This is a genomic window from Acinetobacter sp. Gutcm_16 (assembly GCF_028649355.1).
GTDB classification, from domain to species: domain Bacteria; phylum Pseudomonadota; class Gammaproteobacteria; order Pseudomonadales; family Moraxellaceae; genus Acinetobacter; species Acinetobacter johnsonii.
The window spans coordinates 176,340-201,767 of sequence record NZ_JAQSUV010000035.1 but is presented as its reverse complement, the minus strand read 5'-3'; the positions used below and the strand labels follow the sequence as shown (position 1 = coordinate 201,767).

Genomic DNA, 25,428 nt, shown 5'->3' with positions numbered 1-25,428 from the left:
AAATTCCGAGTGAAAAAATCAGTTTTTATAACAGTCATTTAAAGCATCTTTACGTATAGCTTAGTTTGTCGATATGAGGCATAATGCCCTACAACGTAGCGGTGTCTTATGATTGAGAAGTGTTTTTAGACTTAAAAAGAAACTTTTCAATCATGCGACACTTTAATCGCTATCCCAATTTTATTAGGGAATGGGACTCTTCACCGAGGTTGTAAAATGAGACAAACGATTTTAGCTGTATTGTCTTTATCTGCGATCGCCGCGCTCTTAACGGGGTGTGGTGGTGATATGGTACTTCTAAACTCAAAAGGTCCAGTTGCACAAGGTCAATCTGACTTAATGATGACTGCGATCTATTTAATGCTATTGGTGGTTATTCCATCAGTCGTAATGGCATTATGGTTTGGTTGGAAATATCGCGCGTCGAATAAAGATGCAGACTATAAACCTACATGGGCACACTCTACTGCAATTGAAATTGTAGTTTGGGGTATTCCTGTCATTATTATTGGTATTCTGGCTTGGTTAACTTGGTGGGGTTCACACAAGTATGACCCTTACCGCCCACTCGAATCTGATAAAGCACCTGTAAATATTCAAGTCATTGCAGAACAGTTTAAATGGATCTTCATTTACCCTGATCTTAACATTGCGACGGTTAACGAAATTCGTTTCCCTGAAAAAACTCCAGTTGCACTTAAAATTACCTCTAACTTCACGATGAACTCTTTCTTCATCCCTGCGTTAGGTGGTCAAATTTATGCAATGGCAGGCATGCAAACGCACTTGAATTTGTTAGCAGATGGAACTAGCCCAGCTGAAGGCTACCGCGGTTTCTCTTCGAACTATTCAGGCTACGGCTTCTCGCAAATGCGCTTCCGTGCTCACTCTGTAACTGACGCTCAATTCGCTGAATGGGTTGCTGCAGTTAAAGCAGGTAACGGTACAAGCATTAATCCTAAAGCTGTACAAAAAACAATTTTAGATCAAGCTGAATTTGAGTCTTTACGTGACGGTAACCGTGGTAAACACCAAATTGAAGTTTTGATTTCAAAAGCAAAAACTCCTGAAGAGAAGGCTGCTGCTGAGGCAATGAAGCCTTATCCAACTAAGCCACACCCTGTGACTTACTACTCTTCTGTAGAGGAAGGCTTGTTTAAGTCAGTCATCAGCAAATATATGAGCAACTATCACGGTGCTGATCACTCAGCGACTGCGGGTGCTCACGGGGCTGCTTCATCTGAAGCACATGCCGCTGTTGAACCTGCTTCATCAGTTGTAGGGGAATAAGACATGAGCTTCTTAGGTAAGTTAGGTCCGGACGTTATTCCGCACGATCCAATTGTACTGGTCACAGTTGCAATGATGATCTTAGGTGGTATCGCAGTTGTTGCTGGTATTACCTACTTTAAAAAATGGGGCTACTTGTGGAACGAATGGTTCACATCAGTCGACCATAAAAAAATTGGTATCATGTATCTTTTCGTATCGATCATCATGCTTTTGCGTGGTTTCGCCGATGCGATCATGATGCGTCTTCAACTGTTCCTTGCAAAAGGTGGCGGTGAAGGTTATTTACACCCAGAACACTACGATCAGATCTTCACCGCACACGGTGTAATCATGATCTTCTTCGTAGCAATGGGTCTAGTTGTTGGCTTAATGAACATCTCTGTACCACTTCAAATTGGTGCACGTGACGTTGCCTTCCCATTATTAAACTCTCTAAGCTTCTGGTTATTTGCTGGTGCTGCAGGCTTAATGATGGCATCTCTTGCAATTGGTGAATTCGCTGCAACAGGTTGGATGGCTTATCCTCCTCTTTCAGGTATCGAATACTCTCCAGGCGTGGGTGTGGACTACTATATCTGGGCACTTCAGATTTCAGGTTTAGGTACGCTATTAACGGGTGTTAACTTCTTCGTTACCATCATTAAAATGCGCGCGCCTGGTATGTCACTTATGGACATGCCGATCTTTACTTGGACATCTTTGTGTACAGCTGTATTGATCATTGCGTCATTCCCAGTGTTAACAGCAACAATTGCAATGTTAACGCTTGACCGTTACTTCGGTTTCCACTTCTTTACAAATGACATGGGTGGTAGCCCAATGTTGTATGTAAACTTGATTTGGACATGGGGTCACCCAGAAGTTTACATCTTAGTATTACCAGCATTTGGTATTTACTCTGAAGTTGTATCAACGTTCTCTCGTAAAACGTTGTTCGGTTACAAATCAATGGTGTATGCAACAATTGCGATCACAGTACTTGCGTTCGTAGTATGGCTTCACCACTTCTTCACCATGGGTGCTGGTGCGAACGTGAATGCGTTCTTTGGTATCATGACCATGGTTATTGCGATTCCTACAGGTGTGAAAATCTTCTCTTGGTTATTCACAATGTATAAGGGTCGTATCACCTTCACTACTCCTATGTTATGGACGCTTGGCTTCCTTGTAACATTCGGTATTGGCGGTTTAACTGGTGTATTAATGGCGGTTCCACCTGCGGACTTCCTTGTACACAACTCATTGTTCTTGATTGCTCACTTCCATAACGTAATTATCGGTGGTGTGGTGTTTGGTATGTTTGCCGGCATCATTTTCTACTGGCCGAAAATGTTTGGTTGGAAGCTCAATGAAGCATGGGGTAAAGCTGCGTTCTGGTTCTGGTTCTTCGGTTTCTACTTCGCATTCATGCCACTTTATATCCTTGGTTTCATGGGTATGACTCGTCGTTTGAATACATATGACAACCCTGAATGGGATCCGTACATTGCTATTGCATTCTTCGGTTCTGTGTTAGTCGCGATTGGTATTGCATGTTTCGTTATGCAGATTGTTGTTGGTTACTTACAACGCAACGATAACCTCGACCTTACAGGCGATCCATGGGATGGTCGTACACTTGAATGGGCGACTTCGTCTCCTGCTCCGTTCTACAACTTTGCTCACCTTCCAACAATCAATGGTATTGATACGTTCTGGAATGACAAAGAGAATGGCGTAGCATATGCGAAACCTACTTCATACGAAGACATTCATATGCCAACGAATCGTGCTGCTGGTGTTGTGATTGCCATGTTCATTACTGTTATGGGCTTTGGTTTAATCTGGCATATCTGGTGGTTAGTTGTTGTGATGTTCATCGCTGCTATTATCAGCTTCATCGCATCTTCGTTTACGAAGAAAGTGGACTACTATGTTCCTGCTGCTGAAGTTGAGCGTATTGAAAATGAACGTTACGCGATTCTTGAAAAACATTTGAAGAAGGACTAAGACAATGGCTGACGTACTTCATCACGAAAACCACGGACATGATGAGCATCATCACCACGATGATACTGACATCACCGTCTTTGGTTTTTGGACTTATTTGATGAGTGACTTGATTCTATTCGGTACACTCTTCATTGCATTCGCTGTTTTAAGTAGCCATGTGCCTATGGGCACACCAAGTGCAAAAGAATTATTCGGTGAGTCTTTAGGTTTCGTTTTAACTGAAACTTTCGCTCTCTTGATCTCTTCTGTAACTTTTGGTTTTGCGGTTCTTGCTGCATACAAAAAGAACGTCAACCAAGTTTTAACTTGGTTAGCGATCACTTGGTTATTCGGTGCTTCATTCATCGGTATGGAACTATATGAGTTTAATCACTTAGTTCATGCTGGCCATGGTCCAAGCGTAAGTGCGTTTTTATCGTCGTTCTTTACTTTAGTAGGTACGCACGGTATTCACGTAACTTCAGGTTTGGTATGGATGATCATTTTGATGATTCAGATCAAGAAAAATGGTTTGACTCTTCCAAACACTCGTCGTCTTGCTTGCCTAAGCTTGTTCTGGCACTTCCTTGACATCGTTTGGATCTGTGTATTCAGCGTAGTTTACTTAATGGGAGTTCTATAATGAGTCACGATCATAACTCAGCTGGTGCTTCACACGGTAACACCAAGCAATACACGATCGGCTTTATCCTTTCAGTTATCCTGACCGTAATTCCATTCGGTATGGTAATGGCTGGTGGTTTTGGCCGCGGTATTGTTATGGCTGTTATCGCAATTACAGCGGTTGCTCAGGTTCTAGTTCAATTAGTTTACTTCTTGCACATGAACTCATCTTCAGAGCAACGTTGGAACGTGATTGCATTTATCTATACAGTACTTTGTATTGCTGTACTTCTAGTCGGCTCTGTATGGATTATGAACTACTTACACTACAACATGATGATCTAAACTGATCGTCATGTTGAAAAAGTATTTATTCCTGACTAAACCAGGAATTCTCTTTGGTAACTTCGTTACCACTCTGGGCGGCTTCTTTTTAGCCGCTCAGGGGTCTGTAGATTTCCTCCTCCTTCTCATCACCCTACTCGGTACAACACTGGTTGTTGCTTCTGGCTGTGTCGTCAATAACGTCATTGATCAAGATATTGATCAAAAGATGGAACGGACGATGAACCGTGCATTAGTTAAAAAAACCATCAGTCCTTCCGTTGCTTTGGCATTTTCTGCCGCGCTTGGAATATTAGGTTTCGCCCTACTCTGGTTCTTTGTTAATGCTTATGCCTTTGGCTTTGCTGTACTTGGTTTTGTGGTTTATGTGATTTTTTATAGTCTATGGAGCAAACGCACATCCATTCACCAAACCGTGATTGGAAGTATTTCTGGTGCTAGTCCACCAGTGATCGGCTATACAGCTGTGACCAATGAATTTGATGTTGCCGCATTGTTGCTTTTCTTAGCATATGCACTTTGGCAAATGCCTCATTCATGGGGAATTGCGGTATACCGCTTTGACGACTATAAAAATGCAGGCATTCCAATTTTACCTGTAGCACGTTCAATTTTCCGCACGAAAGTTGAAAGCTTGATTTATGTCTTGCTGTTTGCTGCGGTGTTAAATGGTTTGTATTGTTTTGGCTATACCAATATGTTTTTTCTTATCACCTTTAACGCACTCTGTGCTTATTGGGTATATTTATCAATCATTGGTTTTAAAGCTGAAAATGATCAGGTTTGGGCAAAACGCTATTTCTTATATTCAGTAATTTTAATTACTGCATTAAGTTTTAGTTTTAGTTTTAGCTATGTCTCACCTGCGCCACATTTGCCGCTGTTTTAAAAAAGATAGAGTTCTCTCTATCTTTTTTATTTCAACTTATTCAATATTTAAGTCTAGTCTTTAAGTTGTTACCATAGCAGACACAACAATAACTCATGCTATGCAATCAAAATGCCATCACAATTTTTTAAAAAATCTATTTTTATTAGTCTCTTCCCTATCACTCTTGCTTATAGCACACACAGTTTTTCTGGTTTCGATGTTTCTTGCTACCCATCGACCAACATTCAAACCAATGTCTATACAGCCTGTGACAATTTGCCTGCGCTCACGCCCGCCAATGACAATCAAACCAATATGCTTTTACTTCTGAGCGACATGGGCTTGGCCAAATTGAATTTTAATCAGCCAAATGGTCCGCTTTGGGAAACTGAATATAGCAACGTACCATTTGCAGCTAAAACATTGTTTGAAAGCGTAACCAATAAACGACCGAATGCCCGATTAAAACCGAGCAATGAAAAAACACCCTACCAAGAACATTGCAGTAGTCTAGACAATGGTGCAGATCAATTTACCCAGCAGGTGAGAGCTGACAAAAATCTCAGCAAAACGGAAAAAGATTTACTGATTCAAGAAAGACAAAATATCTCGGCCTGTGACCGTGATCTTGCTCTCATCCAAGTCAATCCAAACTGGTCTCTACAAGCACGTCAGTATGCGTCTTATTTAAATGCTACCATTGCCTTTTACAACAGTAACTTTTCCATAGCTACTAAAATTTACTCAGTTTTAACTACGGTTGATCAGCCTTGGATCAAAGAAACATCACAATATATGTTGATCCGTAGCAGCCTCAATGAAAGCTATCAGTCAGGTGTCGGTAAATATGGCGACTTAACAACCGATAAAGTAGATCAGACTTTACTCAAAAATACCTATGAGCATATTACTACCTACTTCAAACGCTTTCCTGAGGGAAAATATGCGGCAAGTGCACGCGGCTTACTACGTCGTTGTTATTGGCTGAGTGGAAATACCGAACTCCTGACCAACGAACTCGCATGGCAAATCAATCATCCCGATTCCAAATACTATAATTTAGAACTCGATAATCTAGTCTTTGAAATGGATCGCCATGTTTTTCAAAGCCGCTCATTCAATGCAAAAAATTTAAAAGATCCCTTCTTTCTGACCATTTCAGATTTAATGCAAATGCGTCAGGTAACATCGGCAGAAGATAAGGTCTTAAGCTGGTCTGAACTCAACAACCAAAAAACACTATTTAAGAGTCAGCCAGAACTGTTCCAACACCTACAAGCCAATCACTTATTCTTTGTGCAGAACAAACCAGCCGAAGCTTTAAAATATTTGCCAGAACATTCCTCTACTTCAATTAATAGTTACCTTCAACTCAGTCAAATATTATTAAAAGGTCGTATTTTAGAAAAACTTGGACAAACTCAAAATGCGCAGCAATATTGGGAAGGTTGGCTTAGTCAATCGAAAGGAGTTGAACAACGTGGCTTATTTGAGCTGATGTTGTATCCACATTATGCTCAGCAGCAAAGTGCAAACGTATTCATCGGTTCAAATGCTAAAATCAAACAAGGTGCATTGCAAAAAAGCTTTATTGAAAATGAAGCCAATGAAAAAAGCTTAATGCAAATTGTACAGAGCAAAGCATCAAATACAGATCAAAAAAATTTAGCCTTATATAAAACTTTGCAAAAATCATTGGTGCATCAAAACTTTAAACTGTTTAATCAAGCCTTTGTACTGCTACCACAAGATGCCGCGAAGTATAAATATGACTCAGAAACATATAAATATTATAAAAACCAACCGCCCCTTAGTGATTTCATCTGGGCAGGAACAAAAATCACGCCACAAATGCAATGCCCTGATTTATTCAGCCTGACTCAAAAACTTGAAAATTCACCTCAAGATTTAAAGCTCCGACTTTGTTTGGGCGAATATGCACGCTCGACTCAAGGCTACAACATAAGCTATGTCACCGCTTTAGAAAAAGAAACTGCTAGCTTCCAAGGTACAATTTTTACCCGTGGCCAAGTGTATAAAGACATCATCAAATCCAGTTCTGTACCCGATTTAAAAGCTTATGCGCTTTATCGCTCAATCATGTGTTATTCACCAAGCGGGATGAATGACTGTCAGGATGCAGAAGTTGAAAAATCCACCCGTAAACAATGGTTCGACCACATTAAACGCGACTATCCAAGTACCTCTTGGGCAGAATCTTTAAAGTATTACTGGTAAGACTATATGTTGAAGCAGATTTTTTCCGTTGTTATGACGCTGATCTGTATGCTCAGCATCATGGCTTGTCAGCCGAGTCAGTCAGCTTCAACATCTGGTCAGGTAAATGCCGAAGACTATGATGCATTTTGGATTTGGGGCAATATTTCATCTGCCCCTTACCTCAAAGCGGCTAAAGAACTTTATATTTTACAAGGTGAGATCCGTTTAGATTCCCAAACACATCACTCTAAGCTCATGCCGCAAGGTGTAAGCGTTTTAACGATTCCTCAGCAAAAGGTGTGGCTGGTTTTTCGTAATTATCATTTAAACTGGAATGGCCAAGAGCTTACGCACATTCTAAAACGCGTTCAGCAATGGGAAAATGCAGGGAATCATATTCAAGGCATACAAATTGATTTCGATGCCAAAACCAAACACATTCACCAATATGCCCTATTCTTAAGTCAATTAAGAAAACAATTACCTCAACATTATCAACTCAGTATCACGGGTTTAATGGACTGGACCAATGTGACAAATCAGGAGACTTTAAACCTCCTGAATAACACCATCGACGAGTTGGTCATTCAAACTTATCAAGGTTCAACCACCCTACCCAACTATGCAGCTTATCTAAAAAAAGTTTCAGCACTAAAACTGCCTTATAAAATTGGTATTGTTCAACACGGTCAGTGGCATAAACCATCAAAGCTTGAAAATGATACAAACTTTAAAGGCTATGTCGTCTTCCTTTTGCGCTCAAAACCTCAAAATAATTAGGGCTTTTTAAGAGAAGTTCTTGAATTTGGCGAGCAAAGTCTCTAAAATTCCTCCTTCGCATCTAATGCGACACAACCTAGGTTGTGACTCCTTGCTTCTAACAACTTTTTTGTTAGGGGCTGTTTAAACCGTAAGGAGCTGACAATGCGTCATTACGAAATCGTACTTTTAGTACACCCTGATCAAAGCGATCAAGTCGTTGGTATGGTAGAACGCTACCTAACTCACATCAAAGAAGCTGAAGGTCAAATTCACCGTCTTGAAGACTGGGGCCGTCGTCAATTGGCTTACCCAATCAACAAGATCCACAAAGCTCACTACATTCTTATGAATGTTGAGTGTGGTCAAACTACTCTTGATGAGTTAGAAGAATTGTTCCGTTACAACGATGCAATTATTCGTAGCCTTATCATCCGTCGTGAGAACGCTATCACTGAAGAGTCACTATTGGCTAAGAGTGCTGAAGAAAAACGTGCGCGTAAAGCTCAACGTGAAGAAGCACAACAAGCTCAAGACTCTGCTGAAGCATAAGGAGAACATCAATGGCACGTTTTTACCGTCGTCGCAAGTTCTGCCGCTTTACAGCTGAGAACGTTACGTACATCGACTACAAAGATATCGACACTTTAAAACAGTACATCACTGAAAACGGCAAGATTGTTCCTAGCCGTATTACAGGTACTAAAGCTCGTTACCAACGTCAATTAGCGCTTGCTATTAAACAAGCTCGCTACTTGTCTTTGATCCCTTACACTGACAATCATAAGTGAGGTTGAGCTGTGGATATTATCTTATTACAACGCATTAAAAACCTTGGTAAATTAGGCGATAAAGTTTCAGTTAAAGCTGGTTACGGCCGCAACTACCTTATCCCTCAAGGTCAAGCAGTAGCTGCTACTGAAGCTAACACTGCTGCTTTTGAAGCTCGTCGCGCTGAACTTGAGAAAGCTGAAGCTGATGTTTTAGCTGCTGCTCAAGCACGTGCTAGCCAATTAGACGAAGTTAACATCGTAATCACTGCGAAAGCTGGTGACGAAGGTAAACTATTCGGTTCTATCGGTACTCGTGATATCGCTGACGCGTTAACAAATGCTGGTCTTGAAGTTGACCGTGCAGAAGTTCGTTTACCGAACGGTGCACTTCGTCACACTGGCGAATTCAACATCGCAATCCAATTGCACCATGATGTTGTTGCTGAAGTTCTCGTTACTATCGTATCTGAGTAATTTCTTGCAAAAAAAAGAGCATGCTTTTGCATGCTCTTTTTTTATCTCTATGAAAAAGTAGTTTCTTCACTCAGCTTAAAACTTCATCAGCCTGCCCCGCAAAATGCCAAATTTGAATGTTATGGGTTTTATCCATAAGCCTTGAATTCAGCACACAGCAGCTGCATTTTTTGATAAAGTGCATAGAGTTAAATGGCTGTAATTTTTTCCAAATTTACAGTGAAATTTATCTTAAGTTATCCCTCTTACTGTATTAAAAATCAGGGCGTTATATGTCACAGGCGAATGCCACTGCTCAAAAGAGCTCATCGAAACAAGACAATAAACCGAATGAGTCAGGGCAACTGAAAGAGTTCCGTACACCTCCGCATAACTTAGCATTGGAACAAGCCGTACTTGCCGCTTTAATGACGGTTGCTGAATCCTTTGAACAAGTTGGCGATGTACTGACTGAAAATGACTTTTATGCGACGCGCCATAAATATATTTTCCGCGCGATTGCGCAACTCTCCAAAGACAGCTCACCTTATGATGCGGTTTTAGTGCATGACTGGCTCACCACACAAAACCTACTCGATGCGGTTGGTGGTGAAGAGTACCTGATGCAATTGATGGCAGACTCCCCGTCTAGTTTCTATAACATGGAAACCTATGCCACCAAGATCAAAGAATTTTCAACTTTGCGTAGCATGATTAAGGTTAGCTCTGAAATTTTACAAAATGCCTATGACACCAAAGGTCGTAACGTCAGTGAAATTTTAGATTTGGCCGAAACCAATATTTTCTCCTTGGCAGAACAACACAATAACAACGCCAAAGCTCAAGGGCCTAAAGCCATCAATACAGTTGTGGCCGATGTCTTTGATAAGCTGAATGAGCTGTCGCAAATGGAAGGCAGTATTACAGGCTTAACCACAGGCTTTCTTGAACTCGACAATAAAACTTCGGGTATGCAAGCAGGTGATTTGATTATTGTTGCAGCGCGTCCATCGATGGGTAAAACCACTTTTGCCATGAATTTAGTGGAAAGCGTGCTGTTTAATAATGACTTACCTGCCTTGGTTTACTCCATGGAAATGCCAGCCGACTCCATCGCCATGCGTTTAATTTCATCTTACGGGAAAGTCCATCAGGGACATTTACGTTCAGGTAAACTCGATGGTGATGAATGGTCAAAAGTGACCGGCACCATTTTGCAACTGCAAGAGAAAAAGCTCTATATCGATGACTCTTCTGCTCTTCCACCTACAGAAGTTCGAGCACGTGCACGTCGTATTGCCAAACAGCACGATGGTAAACTCGGCTGCATCATGGTCGATTACTTACAGCTAATGAAAGTACCAGGCATGGGTGATAACCGTGTCGGTGAGATTTCGGAAATTTCACGAAGCTTAAAAGCTCTTGCCAAAGAAATGATGTGTCCTGTGATTGCACTATCGCAGCTTAACCGTTCCCTCGAGAACCGTCCCAACAAGCGTCCCGTGATGTCAGACTTACGTGAATCTGGTGCAATCGAGCAGGACGCCGACTTGATCATGTTTATTTACCGTGATGAAGTCTATAACAAAGAATCCAAAGAAGCAGGCACTGCCGAAATTATTATTGGTAAGCAGCGTAACGGCCCTATTGGTACCGTTCGACTTGCTTTTGAAGGCCAATATACCCGCTTTAGTAACTTATCCCCTGAGTTTTATGCTCAGTACGATGATGAGGAATAATTAAAGCCTCATCATCGCCCTTCCATGACCCTGTAGGAGTAATTAGGGTGCGTCAAGCAACAGTTTATATTGATAGCCAAGCGCTGCAATATAATTTAAACCGTGTCAAACAACTTGCCCCAAACGCGAAAATCGTCAGCATGGTCAAAGCCAATGCTTATGGACACGGAGTCAAAGACTGTTTAGCAGCCTTAAGTGAAACCGATGCCTTTGGTGTCGCCTGTTTACAAGAAGCACTAGAGATTCGTGAACTCGGCTTTAAACAGCCGATTACCCTGATTGAAGGTGTTTTCTCAGCAGATGAAATGCCAACCGTCATTGAGCAAAATATCGAGTGTGTGGTTCATCAGCAACAACAAGTCGATTGGCTGATCGCACATAAAACCACGTATATCGCACAAAAGCTTAAAGTATGGGTAAAACTCAATAGCGGTATGAATCGTTTAGGCTTTAAAATTGCTGAAATCATTGCTGTCATCAACACATTGAAAGCAGAAGGCTTTACATGTGTCCTAGCAATGCACTTTGCCAATGCCGATGCGGATCACCCACTCAATGAGCAGCAACGTGCGCAATTCCTACACATCAAAGAAGCGTGCTCACCAATTCTAGCCTCATGTTGTAACTCAGCTGCTATTTTTAAATGGCCTGAACTTTATTTTGATTTTGTTCGCCCTGGCATCATGCTTTACGGTGCATCACCTTTTGCCGATAAAAATGCACACGACTTAGACTTAAAGCCCGTTATGACCTTCACGGCGGAAATTATTGCATTAAATACCATTCAAGCAGGTGAAGGTGTGGGTTATGGTTCGCATTTTGTCGCGAACCAAGAAACTGAATTGGCGATTGTTTCGATTGGTTATGGAGATGGCTACCCACGTGCATTTCCAAAACAAAACCATGTTGCTATAAATGGTCAGGCTGCAGCTGTTGTGGGCCGAGTAGCAATGGACATGATTGCGATCGATGTGACGGGTTTAAACGCCAAACTCGGTACAAAGGTTGAACTCTGGGGTAAAAACCGCTTAGTTGACGATGTTGCGGAAGCCAATGGAACTATTGGTTATGAGCTACTTTGTCGGTTAAGCAATCGCCCTACACGTAAGCAAATTTAAACAAAAAAGCCCAAGTTATACTTGGGCTTTTTTCAACCTAGACTCTCATCAGACTGGGCATCATAAAGGTCTTGCAACAGCTGATCAATTTGTTGCTGACTCATACTCTGCGGTTCAAATGTTGCAAAACCCATCTCACGCATTTTGGTATGTACACTACTCATACGTTGCACATACTTCATGCCCCAAGCTCTAAAATGTGCCGCGTGAATGGTTTTCGCCTCAAAGACTTTAATATCTGTATGTCTAGGGTCTTTCAATAATTTCAACATTAATAATTGTAAAACTGCTTGATCCCCTTCTAAACACTGGAAATAATGCTGATCTGCATAATAAAGAACACCTGAAATATTATGCAATGCATTAAAATCACGCGCTTCGCTTAAAATGTCTCGAACATCTTGAAGAAGCTGTACGTGATCCGAAGTTGAAGTGCTTGCATAGCAAATTTGCTGCATAGACTTCCCCCAATTGATTGATTTCAATATTTTTAGCATTTAGCAGGTTTATACTAAATAGTCATCCGTCGGCTTTGCCAATTCTTGCAATCCTTTTCTTAAGGTATCCGACCATTGCTTACTGATGCTTGAAAAATACGGATCTTCTTCATCAATCCGCTTACCCACTGGAATATGTAAACTATCTCTCGTGTACACCAAAGCATCTAAGGGCAAACCTACAGAAACATTGGAACGTAAAGTTGAGTCAAAAGAAATCAAACTACACTTCACCGCTTCGTCTAAGGGCATGTCATACCGTAATGCACGATCTAGAATCGGCTTGCCATATTTACTTTCACCAATTTGAAAATACGGCGTATCTTTGGTCGCACAAATAAAATTCCCCTGCGGATAAATATTATAAAGTTGCATTTCTGCCCCTTTAATTTGTCCACCGACCAATAAGCTACAGTAGTAATTACTCTGTTCCTGCGTGTCCGGCGCCATATCCGCCAAGACTTTTTTCAAAGTATGTCCAACCAACTCAGCCGCTTCGAACATGGTATTGACACTATATAAATTCGGTTCTTGGCTTAACTCCAGATGATTTTTTAAATGTCCAATCACCGCTTGGGTCGTTGCTAAATTTCCTGAGGTTTGAATCGCAATAAAGCGTTCACCCTCCACACCGAAGGTATACAGTTTCCTAAACACGGATATATGGTCTACACCTGCGTTCGTACGTGTATCACTTATAAAAACCAAACCATCTTGCAGACGAAGTGCACAACAATAGGTCATAGAACATCCTTTTTCAGCTAAACCTTAACAACTTAAAACTTGTACCATGGAATGCATCGATTCCACCCCACCTTTTTCACGTACGCCACGAACGGGAGCCACATCCCAATAATCGCGCCCAATAGCTACATAGATATGTGACTGTGGTTTGAATAATTGATTACTGGTATCAAAACAATACCATGCATCATCAATATACACCTCGGCCCACGCGTGACTGGCGAGGTGTGAAGTTTCAGGCACATGCAAATACCCCGATACATAACGTACCGGTAAGCCCAGATGCTTACACATGGCAATAAAAACATGACTATGGTCCTGACATACGCCTTGCTGCCCATTGAATGCATCGATTGCCGAAGTGAGCACCGAGGTTTCGGCTGGTATATAAGGAATATGCGCTAAAACGGCTTCTGACAGTTTCATCAAATTTTCCCGATTCAGCTCAGGCACATACTGATGTGCAAATGCCTTCATTTCGGCATTGCACTGAGTATTGGGCGTCGGTTGTAAAAATAAATTGGGATTCAGCCGATCTTGTATGCCATGTTCTGCCAAGCTATTAATTTCAACAATGCCCTGCGCCATTATGGTCAGCTGTTGATAGGCTTCACGTTGCGAACTAGTAATCCAAATATTTTGGAAGGCATCCCGTTTTTCTTCACGCTCTCCTGGCACACTCACATGCCAGTGGCATACCTTTTGGTGTGAATTATTCGTAGGTGTCATTTTGATATATTGAATGCTATTCAGCGCCAATTCACTATATTGATAATGCGTTTGATGATTGATCATAAGTTTCATACATCAACCTCAAACAATTGTTGAATATAATCACTAAAATGATAAAAATTCATCGCATCAGGTTGCGATTTGAGCTCTAGCCAAGCCTGTGCCAGATTTAGCCAGCCCATTTCTTTTAACAACATGACGATGTTTTCTATTTCAACTAAAGTATTTTGTGCATCTTGTTCCATGCGGATTTGACGGTCGAGCTGCTCAATCATTTGCCCCAAACTAAAGAATAAAAAGACATCACTGGCTTCAGACTCAAGTACATCCTGACACTCTCCAACCACATCACAAATATAGGCGGTATTTTCAGTGGCATTTTTGATAAATTGATTCAGTTCCGCATAAGCCTTTGCAGATAAAATCCCGCGCAAGTCTTGTACATTACTCTTAGCACTTTGAAATTGCTGGTTAAATGAAGCAGGATTGTTTGGGTTTAAAATCAGCTCATTCAGTGAGCACGCATCAAAAGCAGGCAAACAAAATGCATGCGCATAATCCATTGCAGGCTGGTCTTGGGTAAAAGGAAACTGAGCACACAAATATTGAGTACGTGTTAAATAACGCCCTAACCAAAAAATATTTTCAGCATTGGTGCTTAATAAAATCATAGTTCTACCCTCATATTTGTTTATTTTATGAATGTAAGTTTTCCACGACCCAAGTGTCTTTAATTCCTCCTCCTTGGGATGAGTTGACCACCAACGAACCTTCTTTCATCGCAACACGTGTTAAACCGCCAGGGACAATTTCGGTACGATAGGGTGAACTGAGCACAAACGGTCTAAGGTCAATATGACGCTCAGACACACCCGATTCAGTCATGGTTGGACTGACTGAAAGTTCTAGTGTGGGCTGGGCAATATATAAATGCGGTGTCGCCATGAGCTTATCTCTAAATTGCTCAATTTGGCTTTTACAAGCTTGCGGTCCAATCAGCATACCATACCCACCCGAACCTTGCGCCTCTTTGACCACTAACTGCTCAAGGTTCTCCAGTACATAAGCTAAATCTTGCTTGTCACGGCATTGATATGTCGGAACATTTTTTAAGATAGGTTTTTCACCTAAATAGAACTGAATCATTTTATCGACATAAGGATAAATCGATTTATCATCCGCAACTCCTGTGCCTGGTGCATTCGTAATAACCACGTTATGACTCAAATAAGCCGACATCAACCCTGCGACACCTAAAGTGCTATTCGGCATAAAGCACAGCGGGTCAAGGTATGCATCATCCAAACGGCGGTAAATTACATCTACTCGTTGACGGCCACGAATGGTTTTGACATAGACTTTATCATGCTCTACAAATAAATCGCGTGATGTCACCAAAGGCACATCCATTTCACGGGCTAAAAAAGCATGTTCATAATAGGCACTATTAAAACGTCCCGGTGTCAACACCACGATGAAAGGCTGATCGACATAAGCATTTTCAGCCAAGATTTCTTTTAGTAATTGTGGGTATTGTTCTATGCCTAAAATATGGTTCTTCTGCATCAAATCAGGCATAAGTTTTTCACTAATCTTACGACTTTCAAGCATATAAGATACGCCCGATGGCGTTCTTAAATTATCTTCGAGCACATAAAACTCACCCTGCCCATCACGGATAATATCAATTCCACTAATTTGGCTATAAATCTGACCTTTTAAACGGTGTTCATACATATGCGGTTGATAAGCTTCATGCGTCAACACTTGCAGCTCTGGAATAATTTTCGCTTTGAGAATGTCTTGTTGATGATAAATATCATGTAAAAATAGATTTAAAGCTCGCACACGTTGTGCAGAACCGAGGGAAATTTTATTCCATTGTTGTTTAGCGATCACACGTGGAATTAAATCATAAGGGATGGTGCGCTCAATGCCCTCAGATTCACCATATACAGTAAACGTAATACCTTCATATAAAAAATGCTGTTTGGCAATTTGGTTCAGTTCTTCGAGTTCTTCTACACTATGCTGTGACAACCAGTGCTCAATACGCGCACAAGCCTCACCAGACATCGCTTGGTCATCTGTCATTTCATTAAAGAAATTCGAGGTCATTTGATGAAACAATCCAACAGACTGGCTCGATAGACGATCATGAGAGTGAATCGGATTTAATACAGGAGAGTTAAGCTTATATCCGTCCAACATCGTATTTACATTTGTATCTTTATCTTCTTTAAACATACAAACCTCTCAATTGTTATCGATATGTAACCCATACGTAGCAATATCTATGCCATGGATTTCTAAAGATGCTTTGTTTATTAATCGATAAAAAACGCATTGCTTCAATGCTATTTCGCATTAAGTTGTGTCAAAAAATATAACTGAAAAATTTCAAGCAAAGCTTGCTTAAACGAATGAGTTTTCTTATTGTGTTCACATTCAAGTAAGTAATTTCGACTCCTATATTTTATTAAACTATGTCTATACAAGAAAAAGAAACGTCCAATAGTCTCTATCGCCAATGGCAAATTTTGTCTCGCCTTTCCACTGGAAAATGGATGGGCACTCGAGAGCTGCAAGAGATTTTACAACGTGAAGGCATCGATATTACTTTGCGAACCATTCAACGTGATTTAAACCAAATCTCTCAACGCTTCCCGATTGAAAACAATGGGGCTGTGCCTCAAGGCTGGCGTTGGCGTTCTGATGCTCCGATTCAAAGCTTACCGCACATGACCAGCTCTCAGGCGGTGACGTTTATGATGGTTGAAGAACACCTTAAACATCTTCTTCCTCCAAGCTTAATTGAAGAAATGAATCCATGGTTTGACTTAGCACGTCGTAGCCTCTCTACCCAAAACAATGTACGTCAATGGATTAACCGCGTACGCATTGTCCCTGCGACACAACCGCTGATTCCCCCGATTGTGGAGAAAACAGCACAACAAGCCATCTATGAAGGGCTGCTCCAAGACAAACAGCTGGAATGCGTTTATCAAGGCTTAAACCAAGCGGTTGAAGCAAAAACCTATACCCTCAACCCGCTGGCACTGGTTCAAAAAGGTGCAATTATTTATCTGATTTGTACCCGCCACGACAAAACCGATATTCAAACCTTTGCTCTGCACCGTTTCAAATCAGCGACGGTTTTAAACACTCGTGCCTTACACCCAGTCAATTTTGATATCGATGAATACATCGAATCGGGTGCATTAGGTTTCCGTGTAGACTTTTCAAAACCTACAGAAACCGTTGCACTTACCCTGACCATGACTGAAATAGATGCGCTGTATTTGGAGGAAACCAAACTCAGTACCAATCAGGTTTTAGAACCGCTTGGAAATGGGCAAATCTTGGTTCATGCGACCGTCCCTTTTACCAATCAACTGGTGTGGTGGTTACGTAGTTTTGGGCATAAAATTAGTCACATTGAACCCAAAGAAGTTCGTGATGCAGTTAATCAGACCATCACCGACTAAAATAAAAAAAGCCCCAAGTATTCGGGGCTTTACAGTCTTTTTGGTATTAGATATTTGAATTGCTTGGGTTTGTCGTTTTCATTGCTTATCTTGGTTTAATGCCTCCCCTAAACCAAGATAAGTGCGCTGTTTTTGGTGATTGATACAAACTAGCATTGGCATGCAAGCTCTCCACTGTTAAAACGGATCGATTTCATCGTCATGGTGTTGACCTCATGTTAAGAACGTAAAATCAATTTAAAAGATGGCGATACTTTTGTGAAATAACATGATTGGCTATTTTTATCTGTTTTTATCTTAAACAACTATTTTGCTTTGTTTATCTGCCAAAACAAAAAGCCAGCCTTATGGTCAGCAGGCTTATGATTAGGCCCTTGCATTCCAAATGCCGATCGCAAAAACCTTCCTCATCAGCAATCGTTACAAATCATCCGCGTTTATTTCTTCCAAAATTGCCACTTGCTACGTTTAGGCCGCTTTTCTTCAATACGCACTAATCCTTTGAGGGCTTCATTATTGATTCTGTCATACATTTTTAAATACTCAGGATTCAACTGCTCTCCGATATATTCAGGCATATACGATGTACAAGGTTTTCGTAATGAGCGCTCATACCATTTTTGTGCAACGTCTAAATCAGCATTAAAATAGAGCCCTTTTTCATACAAATAGCCAATTTTACATTCCGCATATTGGTCTTTTTGATCAGCCGCTTTTTGAATCCAATATACGGCTTCTTCCAAATTTTTCTCAGTGTACAAGCCATTTAAATACCAATAACCCACTTGGTACTGTGAAGATGCCTCACCTTTTTGGGCATTCAGTAAAAATAGTTTGAAGAATAGTTGTTTGGCTTCATCCATATGCAGAAATGAATCAATCTTTCGGATTTGTTCATTAACTTGATCAATTGAGTAGTCCCGTGCATTTTTGAGAACATGTTGAGCCTGTTGCAGTGGACTTTCTTCAGTAAAGGATGCGATTAATTGCATTGCTTCTGCCTGCATCTCATCTATCCCACTGATACGCGCATCCAGTACTACATTTAAATGTTTTCGAGCCAATTCTAAGTCTTGCTCAACACCTCGTCCGTCTAAATACATACGACCCAAACTTAAATCTGCCGCTATGACCTGACCTACTACTTGTTGATACAGTCCAATTGCCATATCTAAATCAAGTGGTACACCTAAACCATGCTCATACTTATCCGCTAAATTATTGATCGCAACGGGATTACCCAGATCAGCAGACTTTTGATACCAATAGACACATTGCTCGTAGTCTTGTTGAGTCCCAATACCATCTTGATACATCCAGCCTAAATGATAATAGGCATTTGCCAAAACACCTTTTTCAGTTTCGGGCGCTTGTGACGAGATTCGATGATAAAGATAAAATGCTCGTGCCGAGTGAATCACATGTTCGCTCACCACGCCATAATTTGGATAAACTGAATTGACCAAGAAACACGTTAACCAGCCAAAACGATAATAAGCCGCCAACCCCAATGTGGCTGCCCAACACCCCTGTTCAGATGATTGTTCCAAGAGCTGCAAACTTTTTTGTAAATCTTGTTCAGTGCCTTGACCTCGTGCATAACATCCCGCCAGCTGATATAGCGCAATGCTATCCATTTTGGACGCGGCTTCTCGATACCAGTTAAAACTTCCTTCCAGACTTTTTTGTAAAATTCCGCCTATGAATAATTGCTGCGCTAACTGACACATCGCAGGGCTATAACCCGACTGAGCAGATTGACGTAGTAAATCAATATAGAGCTGAAACTCACGCTCTTGATAGGCTTTATCTGCCAAATAATATTGATAAATACCCCGATATTGCTCGGTTTTATCTCTAATTAATTGAAGGATTAACGCTCCATGTCCGGTTTCATGCTCAGAGAAATACTCAATACGTTCAATCAATCCCAAACTTTTAGATACTTGCTCAATGGGTAGAAACCATCGTGTAATGGTATAGAGTCCCGGAACATCTTTCATTTTCACAATGTCAGAAGATGGCTCAGGATCTTCGGGTCGAACCAATGCTCTCAGCATCTGCATAGGAGATTCAGCTTCTGGTGGCATTAAATTTACCCCAACAAGTTCTCCATCATTGGTTTTAGCAACCTCCCAAACTTTCATAATAGCTTGATCAAATTGATAAAACTCACCACTTTGATTGAGCCAGATAACCACATCACCCGCGCGAATATCTTCTCCACTTTTATAATGTAATGACATAATTCACCTTATTTTTTATTGTATATTACCCCTGCGCAGATTTTACCCAAAAAAAAGCCCGCATAAAGCGGACTTTTTCAATAACTTTCAAATATTAAGCAGATTTTTTCGCTTGTGCATTTTTACGGATCGTAATCATGATCAATTGCACTGCTGCAGGTGTTACCCCCGGAATACGATTTGCTTGAGCCAATGTCTCAGGACGCACATCTTTCAATTTTAAAGTAATTTCACGAGATAAGCCTGAAACGACATCATAATTAAAATCGGCTGGAATTTTGGTTTCCTCCAAACGCTTCATTTGCGCGACATCTTCATGCTGACGGTTAATATAACCTGCATATTTCACCGCGATTTCAATTTGATCGCCCACTTGTGCAGACACTTCTGAACCTGTGAGTTCCGCAATTTGAGCAAATGAAATATTCGGACGTTTTAACAAATCAATCGCGGAGCATTCTTTCGATAAATCTGCACCCGTCATTTCAACAAATTTTTTGCCCATTGGGTTGTTTGGTGCCGCCCAAAGGTGTTGTAAGCGACCTGTTTCTTGTTCAACCGCTTCCATTTTTTCACAGTAAGCTACCCAACGCTCATCATCCACCAAGCCCATTTCACGACCCACTGGGGTTAAACGTTGATCCGCATTGTCTTCACGTAGCATCAAACGATATTCGGCACGTGAAGTAAACATACGGTACGGTTCTTTCGTACCGAGCGTAATCAAGTCATCTACCAATACACCCATATAGGCTTCATCACGTTTTGGTGTCCATTGCTCTTGATCCCACGCACGACGCGCAGCGTTTAAGCCTGCAAGCAAGCCTTGTGCACCCGCCTCTTCATAACCTGTCGTACCATTGATTTGACCAGCAAAGTACAAGTTATTAATAGCTTTGGTTTCTAAAGTAAACTTCAACGCTTGCGGGTTGAAATAATCGTATTCAATAGCATAGCCCGGACGTAAAATGTGCGCATTTTCCATCCCGCGAATTGAACGAACCAGCTCAAACTGCACATCAAACGGAAGTGACGTTGAAATACCATTTGGATAAAGCTCATGTGTATCTAGACCTTCAGGCTCTAAGAATACTTGGTGTGAGTCTTTATCGGCAAAACGGTGAATTTTGTCTTCAATGGATGGGCAGTAACGTGGCCCCACACCTTCAATAACACCAGTGTACATCGGTGAACGGTCTAAACCGCCGCGGATGATGTCATGGGTTTTTTCATTGGTATGGGTAATATAACAATTCACTTGTTCAGGGTGCATAGATGCATCACCCATGAATGACATCGTTGGTGATGGGAAGTCACCCGGCTGTGGAATCATCACAGAAAAATCAACCGAACGCGCATCAATACGTGGTGGCGTACCTGTCTTTAAACGACCCACTGGCAAATTCAACTCACGTAAACGGTGTGCCAGTGAAATTGAAGGTGGATCACCTGCACGGCCGCCACTTGATTTTTCAAGACCAACGTGGATTACACCACCCAAGAACGTCCCTGCAGTGAGTACAACTGTTTTCGCATCAAAGCGAATACCCGTTTGAGTTACAACACCCTTTACAGTATCACCCTCAACAATCAGGTCGTCTGCGGCTTGTTGGAAAATATCGAGATTTGCTTGGTTTTCTAAAGTGTCACGAATCGCGGCTTTATAGCGAATACGGTCTGCCTGAGCACGTGTTGCACGAACGGCTGCACCTTTTCGTGAGTTTAGGATACGGAACTGAATACCACCTTTATCGGCAGCCAATGCCATTGCACCGCCCAAGGCATCAATTTCACGCACCAAATGCGATTTACCAATACCACCAATTGCTGGATTACAGCTCATCTGCCCTAAAGTCTCAATATTATGAGTTAAGAGTAAAGTCTGTCGCCCCATACGTGCCGCAGCCAATGCTGCTTCTGTACCTGCGTGACCGCCGCCGATAACAATGACATCGTAAACTTTAGGATAATGCATAGTGGTAAAGGAGATTAAAAAATGATAACGAAAGATTATAGCAAATTTTCGATTGTAAGTTGACAGATTCCATGGAATTTATTGTATATGCGGTGCTGTGCTTACTGCGTCAGCGCTAGGTTTATGTAATTTTGCTTGCAGAGCAGTAGCAAAAACTCAACAAAGGATGCGTTTTGTTACCTGAAAAGCCTTGTATTAATTTGATCATTTTTTATCCTATAAGTTGATCATACAACAACCAAAGGTAAGCATTATGAATAAGAAGATTCTTTTTTCATCCATTCTCTGCGGTTTATTTTTTTCGCCTTTTGTATCAGCCAACGACAAAGTTGAAAAGGTCTATGATAGTCAACGTTATCAACAAGTCTGTAAAGGCAAGTCACAAGGAACGGCAGTTAGCTTTGCCTATCGAGGCATTATTTGGAATGGTACCTGTGAAACCCAATTTTTCCCAAGCTCAAAAAATGCCAATATTCATGGTGATGAAGCTGAGTTAACCAGTATTTGTCAAGGTGACTCTAATGCGACATCAATCAATATCGAAGGTAAAGAAATTAAAGGTAAATGTGCCCTTGGTTTTGTAGCACCTAAACCAAGAATGTGATCAAAACATCTTAAATTTCATGCTGTATTGAGGGTAAAAAATAGTCCATTTTTTACCCTTTTTTCTACCTTGTAAATTATTGAATTCTGTATACACTCAAAAACACAAAAGATAAAAACGAATAAAAAAGGTATTCCATGGATTCGGAATTGTTTACAGTTTTTTTGCCTTTGACTTTGGCCTTGATGATGATGGGTCTTGGTTTACACCTACGCCCAGCTGATTTTTATCGCCTCACCCTGCACCCCAAAGTCATTTTCATCGCGCTATTTTCACAGTTAGTTCTACTGGTGGGCATTGCGTTCCTCATTTGCCAATTTTTAAATTTAGCGCCTATTTTTGCGATTGGTTTGATGCTCGTTGCAGCCTCACCAGGTGGGCCAACGTCAAACCTATTGACCTATTTATTTAAAGGTGATGTTGCGCTCAACATCACTCTTACAGCCACGAACTCCATCATTTCAACACTAACCCTTCCTTTTATTATTAATTTTTCACTGATGTACTTTCTACAAACATCACAACCCGTTGACATGCCCGCCATGAAAATGATGAAGGTATTTTTCATCACTCTACTTCCAGTCAGTATGGGCATGTTTTTACGTTATTACTTTCCAAAACTTGCCGACAGATTAAACCGCCCAATGCGTATTTTGTCTGCAAGCTGTCTTCTTTTTATCTTTTTGCTCGCACTGTACTTAGAGCGACATAATTTTGTCGAATATGTGTTTGAGATTGGGCCAGCCGTGGCCTTATTCTGCTTCTGTAGCATGTTTATTGGTTTTTTTGTGCCACATCTTGCCAATATTCCAGAAAAGCAAGCCTTAACTTGCTCCTTTGAGATCACCATTCATAACACCGCACTTGCCATTACGGTTGCCCTGTCAGTCTTAGGCAACACCGCCATGGCCATTCCTGCCGGTATTTATTCTATTTTCATGTTTGTATTTGCTGCGTTATTAGGCCTATTAATCTCGCGAAGAAATGACAGCTTATTTTTGAAGAAAGAGACCGTAGCTAAATAAGTTCACGGTCATGATTTATATAATTTTAAGGAGAATATGCACCTATGGATTCAGGAATTATAACTATTATGTTACCCCTAGCTCTTGCCATCATCATGATTGGCTTGGGCTTAGAGTTAACCCCGAAGGATTTTGCACGTGTGAGCAAGCATCCCAAAGCAGTATTGGTTGCTTTATTTTGTCAGTTGGTACTTCTTGTTGGGATTGCCTTTGTGATTTGTAAAGTGCTCAACTTACCACCACTGCTTGCCGTCGGCTTAATGCTCTTAGCCGCTTCTCCAGGTGGGAGTACTGCAAACTTATTTAGCTATTTGTTCAAAGGTGATATTGCGCTCAATATTACATTAACAGCCATTAACTCCGTTATTGCAGCGTTTACCTTACCGCTAATTGTCAACTTTGCCATTCAGTACTTTATGCAGGATGGACAACACGTCAGTATGCAGTTTAGTAAAATCTTACAGGTTTTCTCAATTATTCTTATCCCTGTCTGCATTGGTATGTTGATTCGCCACTATGCACCCTCTTTTACCAAGAAGCTGAACAAGCCATTACGTATTTTTTCTGTTGTATTTTTGGTCTTAATCATTGTTGGCGCAATAGCCAAAGAACGTGCACATATTCTGGAGTATCTGACTCAGGTCGGTTTAGCCACAGTCATTTTCTGTATTTGTAGTTTAATGATTGGTTATTTTGTACCTCGGCTACTGGGGATCAACAGTGCTCAAGCTCGGGCCTGTGCCTTTGAAATTGGCATTCATAACAGTACCCTTGCCATGACCATTGCACTTACCGTGATGGCCAGTACCACCATTGCCATGCCCGCAGCTGTCTATTCTATTTTTATGTATATCTTTGCTGCCATCTTTGGCACATTACTCAACCGTTATGCCCCATCGGTTCAAACCAGTACCGAGCAAGCCTAGAACACATGTAGGTCTAAGGATGCTTCGGCATCCTTTTTTATTTTGAGGAATGCTGTCGAACTGCCCCCCGTTCCGCTACAATATTTATTTATACATAAATATTAGGTTATTCCTGTGAAGTGGTTACAAATTCATATTACGGTTGATCAAGCGCAAGTCGATTTTACTGAAACCCTTTTAGAATCTTTGGGTGCAGTCAGTGTCACATTAGATGATGCAGAAAACCAAGACTTACTTGAACCACTTCCAGGTGAAACGCCACTTTGGAATAAAGTCATTGTGACGGGTATCTATGCGCAAGAAGACGACGAAGAAATTGATGTCAATGCATTAGAAACGTTTATTCGCACTCAAATGCCTGATGCACCGATGCGTAGCGAATTTCTTGAAGACCAAGAATGGGAACGTACATGGATGGATGCCTACGAACCGATTCAAATTGCAGACAAATACTGGATCGTTCCTGAATGGATGGAAGCACCAGAACCTGATGCAGTGAACATTAAACTTGATCCAGGCTTAGCTTTTGGTACGGGGAACCATGCATCTACTTTTCTTTGCCTGCAGTGGTTAGGTAAAACTGATGTTAAAGATAAAATCGTGATCGACTATGGTTGTGGTTCAGGTATTTTAGGTGTTGCTGCTCTACTCCTTGGTGCAAAAAAAGTCTATGCCACAGATATTGATCCACAAGCAATTTTAGCCACTGAACAAAATGCGGCGCTCAATGGCGTGGCTGAGAACCTTTATGTCGGCTTACCAGACGAGTTCAATTTAGAGCTGGCTGATCAAAAAGCAGATGTCTTTGTTGCAAATATTTTGGCAGGCCCGCTTATGATGTTAGCGCCGGAATTCGCAACTTTGGTCAAATCTGAGGGAGAGTTCGCACTTGCAGGTGTAATTGAAGAGCAAGTTTCTGATGTTTCTAGTGTTTATTCTGAGTTTTTTGATATATTAGAGGTCGAGAAACGTGATGAAAACTGGTGCCGAATCTCGGGTAAACGCCACACCCTTTAAATGAACCC

The 25,428-nt window shown here is 41.2% G+C and carries 24 protein-coding genes; 17 read left to right on the top strand and 7 right to left on the bottom strand.

Annotation, left to right across the window (positions count from 1 at the left end; genetic code table 11):
- Nucleotides 1–216: 216 nt before the first annotated feature.
- From cyoA to alr, 12 genes are all read left to right on the top strand, one after another.
- The gene (gene cyoA, locus PTT44_RS13345) at nucleotides 217–1,290 is read left to right on the top strand and encodes a ubiquinol oxidase subunit II (protein ID WP_004696450.1); all 1,074 of its coding nucleotides are present in this window, start codon (nucleotides 217–219) and stop codon (nucleotides 1,288–1,290) included.
- Between the two features lie 3 nt (nucleotides 1,291–1,293).
- A complete protein-coding gene (gene cyoB / locus PTT44_RS13340; protein WP_004982033.1) occupies nucleotides 1,294–3,282 on the top strand; it encodes a cytochrome o ubiquinol oxidase subunit I in 1,989 nt (662 codons plus the stop codon).
- 4 nt (nucleotides 3,283–3,286) lie between these two features.
- Nucleotides 3,287–3,907, top strand: coding sequence for a cytochrome o ubiquinol oxidase subunit III (gene cyoC / locus PTT44_RS13335; RefSeq protein WP_004696446.1), 621 nt, complete (start codon nucleotides 3,287–3,289; stop codon nucleotides 3,905–3,907).
- Nucleotides 3,904–4,233: a cytochrome o ubiquinol oxidase subunit IV gene (locus PTT44_RS13330; RefSeq protein WP_026056475.1), complete on the top strand. Its 330-nt coding sequence runs from the start codon at nucleotides 3,904–3,906 to the stop codon at nucleotides 4,231–4,233. Before cyoC ends, PTT44_RS13330 begins: the two co-directional genes overlap by 4 nt.
- A gap of 10 nt (nucleotides 4,234–4,243) precedes the next feature.
- Nucleotides 4,244–5,122: a heme o synthase gene (cyoE, locus tag PTT44_RS13325; protein ID WP_004982036.1), complete on the top strand. Its 879-nt coding sequence runs from the start codon at nucleotides 4,244–4,246 to the stop codon at nucleotides 5,120–5,122.
- A 111-nt stretch (nucleotides 5,123–5,233) separates the two neighbouring features.
- Nucleotides 5,234–7,342, top strand: coding sequence for a hypothetical protein (locus tag PTT44_RS13320; protein ID WP_168158865.1), 2,109 nt, complete (start codon nucleotides 5,234–5,236; stop codon nucleotides 7,340–7,342).
- A 6-nt stretch (nucleotides 7,343–7,348) separates the two neighbouring features.
- Nucleotides 7,349–8,104: a DUF3142 domain-containing protein gene (locus tag PTT44_RS13315; protein ID WP_168158866.1), complete on the top strand. Its 756-nt coding sequence runs from the start codon at nucleotides 7,349–7,351 to the stop codon at nucleotides 8,102–8,104.
- Between the two features lie 144 nt (nucleotides 8,105–8,248).
- A complete protein-coding gene (gene rpsF, locus PTT44_RS13310) occupies nucleotides 8,249–8,635 on the top strand; it encodes a 30S ribosomal protein S6 (RefSeq protein WP_004696436.1) in 387 nt (128 codons plus the stop codon).
- Nucleotides 8,636–8,646: 11 nt separating this feature from the next.
- Entirely contained in the window at nucleotides 8,647–8,874 is a 228-nt protein-coding gene (gene rpsR / locus PTT44_RS13305; RefSeq protein WP_004278792.1) for a 30S ribosomal protein S18, read from the top strand.
- Nucleotides 8,875–8,883: 9 nt separating this feature from the next.
- Nucleotides 8,884–9,330, top strand: coding sequence for a 50S ribosomal protein L9 (gene rplI / locus PTT44_RS13300; RefSeq protein ID WP_004696433.1), 447 nt, complete (start codon nucleotides 8,884–8,886; stop codon nucleotides 9,328–9,330).
- A 272-nt stretch (nucleotides 9,331–9,602) separates the two neighbouring features.
- Complete coding sequence (gene dnaB / locus PTT44_RS13295; RefSeq protein WP_004696432.1) at nucleotides 9,603–11,048, top strand: replicative DNA helicase; 1,446 nt, start codon at nucleotides 9,603–9,605, stop codon at nucleotides 11,046–11,048.
- 47 nt (nucleotides 11,049–11,095) lie between these two features.
- Complete coding sequence (gene alr, locus PTT44_RS13290; protein WP_273795670.1) at nucleotides 11,096–12,166, top strand: alanine racemase; 1,071 nt, start codon at nucleotides 11,096–11,098, stop codon at nucleotides 12,164–12,166.
- 32 nt (nucleotides 12,167–12,198) lie between these two features.
- On the opposite strand, the gene PTT44_RS13285 is transcribed toward alr, so the two are convergent.
- The 5 genes from PTT44_RS13285 to PTT44_RS13265 are packed head-to-tail and all read right to left on the bottom strand — an operon-like array spanning nucleotide 12,199 to nucleotide 16,386.
- Nucleotides 12,199–12,624, bottom strand: coding sequence for a BLUF domain-containing protein (locus PTT44_RS13285; RefSeq protein ID WP_168158868.1), 426 nt, complete (start codon nucleotides 12,622–12,624; stop codon nucleotides 12,199–12,201).
- Nucleotides 12,625–12,672: 48 nt separating this feature from the next.
- Nucleotides 12,673–13,407: a proteasome-type protease gene (locus PTT44_RS13280; RefSeq protein ID WP_004696423.1), complete on the bottom strand. Its 735-nt coding sequence runs from the start codon at nucleotides 13,405–13,407 to the stop codon at nucleotides 12,673–12,675.
- Between the two features lie 24 nt (nucleotides 13,408–13,431).
- Nucleotides 13,432–14,211, bottom strand: a complete 780-nt coding sequence (locus PTT44_RS13275; RefSeq protein ID WP_168158869.1) for a transglutaminase family protein — start codon at nucleotides 14,209–14,211, stop codon at nucleotides 13,432–13,434.
- Complete coding sequence (locus tag PTT44_RS13270) at nucleotides 14,208–14,810, bottom strand: alpha-E domain-containing protein (RefSeq protein ID WP_273795669.1); 603 nt, start codon at nucleotides 14,808–14,810, stop codon at nucleotides 14,208–14,210. The genes PTT44_RS13275 and PTT44_RS13270 overlap by 4 nt, the downstream gene beginning before the upstream one ends.
- Nucleotides 14,811–14,835: 25 nt before the next feature.
- Complete coding sequence (locus PTT44_RS13265; RefSeq protein ID WP_168158870.1) at nucleotides 14,836–16,386, bottom strand: circularly permuted type 2 ATP-grasp protein; 1,551 nt, start codon at nucleotides 16,384–16,386, stop codon at nucleotides 14,836–14,838.
- Between the two features lie 239 nt (nucleotides 16,387–16,625).
- Here PTT44_RS13265 and PTT44_RS13260 point away from each other — a divergent pair, with 239 nt between their 5' ends.
- Complete coding sequence (locus PTT44_RS13260; RefSeq protein WP_078389314.1) at nucleotides 16,626–17,627, top strand: helix-turn-helix transcriptional regulator; 1,002 nt, start codon at nucleotides 16,626–16,628, stop codon at nucleotides 17,625–17,627.
- Between the two features lie 437 nt (nucleotides 17,628–18,064).
- On the opposite strand, the gene PTT44_RS13255 is transcribed toward PTT44_RS13260, so the two are convergent.
- Together PTT44_RS13255 and mnmG are read right to left on the bottom strand one after the other, a co-directional pair.
- Complete coding sequence (locus PTT44_RS13255) at nucleotides 18,065–19,873, bottom strand: SEL1-like repeat protein (RefSeq protein ID WP_168158871.1); 1,809 nt, start codon at nucleotides 19,871–19,873, stop codon at nucleotides 18,065–18,067.
- Between the two features lie 94 nt (nucleotides 19,874–19,967).
- Nucleotides 19,968–21,848: a tRNA uridine-5-carboxymethylaminomethyl(34) synthesis enzyme MnmG gene (gene mnmG / locus PTT44_RS13250; RefSeq protein ID WP_168158872.1), complete on the bottom strand. Its 1,881-nt coding sequence runs from the start codon at nucleotides 21,846–21,848 to the stop codon at nucleotides 19,968–19,970.
- A 253-nt stretch (nucleotides 21,849–22,101) separates the two neighbouring features.
- Between mnmG and PTT44_RS13245 the strand changes: the two genes are divergently transcribed.
- The 4 genes from PTT44_RS13245 to prmA all read left to right on the top strand — a co-directional run bounded on the left by PTT44_RS13245 (nucleotide 22,102) and on the right by prmA (nucleotide 25,420).
- Nucleotides 22,102–22,452: a hypothetical protein gene (locus PTT44_RS13245; RefSeq protein ID WP_159128416.1), complete on the top strand. Its 351-nt coding sequence runs from the start codon at nucleotides 22,102–22,104 to the stop codon at nucleotides 22,450–22,452.
- 137 nt (nucleotides 22,453–22,589) lie between these two features.
- A complete protein-coding gene (locus PTT44_RS13240) occupies nucleotides 22,590–23,477 on the top strand; it encodes a bile acid:sodium symporter family protein (RefSeq protein ID WP_168158873.1) in 888 nt (295 codons plus the stop codon).
- 44 nt (nucleotides 23,478–23,521) lie between these two features.
- Nucleotides 23,522–24,403 (top strand): bile acid:sodium symporter family protein, encoded by an 882-nt coding sequence (locus tag PTT44_RS13235; protein ID WP_078425885.1) that lies wholly within the window; start codon nucleotides 23,522–23,524, stop codon nucleotides 24,401–24,403.
- 114 nt (nucleotides 24,404–24,517) lie between these two features.
- Nucleotides 24,518–25,420, top strand: a complete 903-nt coding sequence (gene prmA, locus PTT44_RS13230; RefSeq protein ID WP_004696394.1) for a 50S ribosomal protein L11 methyltransferase — start codon at nucleotides 24,518–24,520, stop codon at nucleotides 25,418–25,420.
- Nucleotides 25,421–25,428 lie beyond the last annotated feature (8 nt).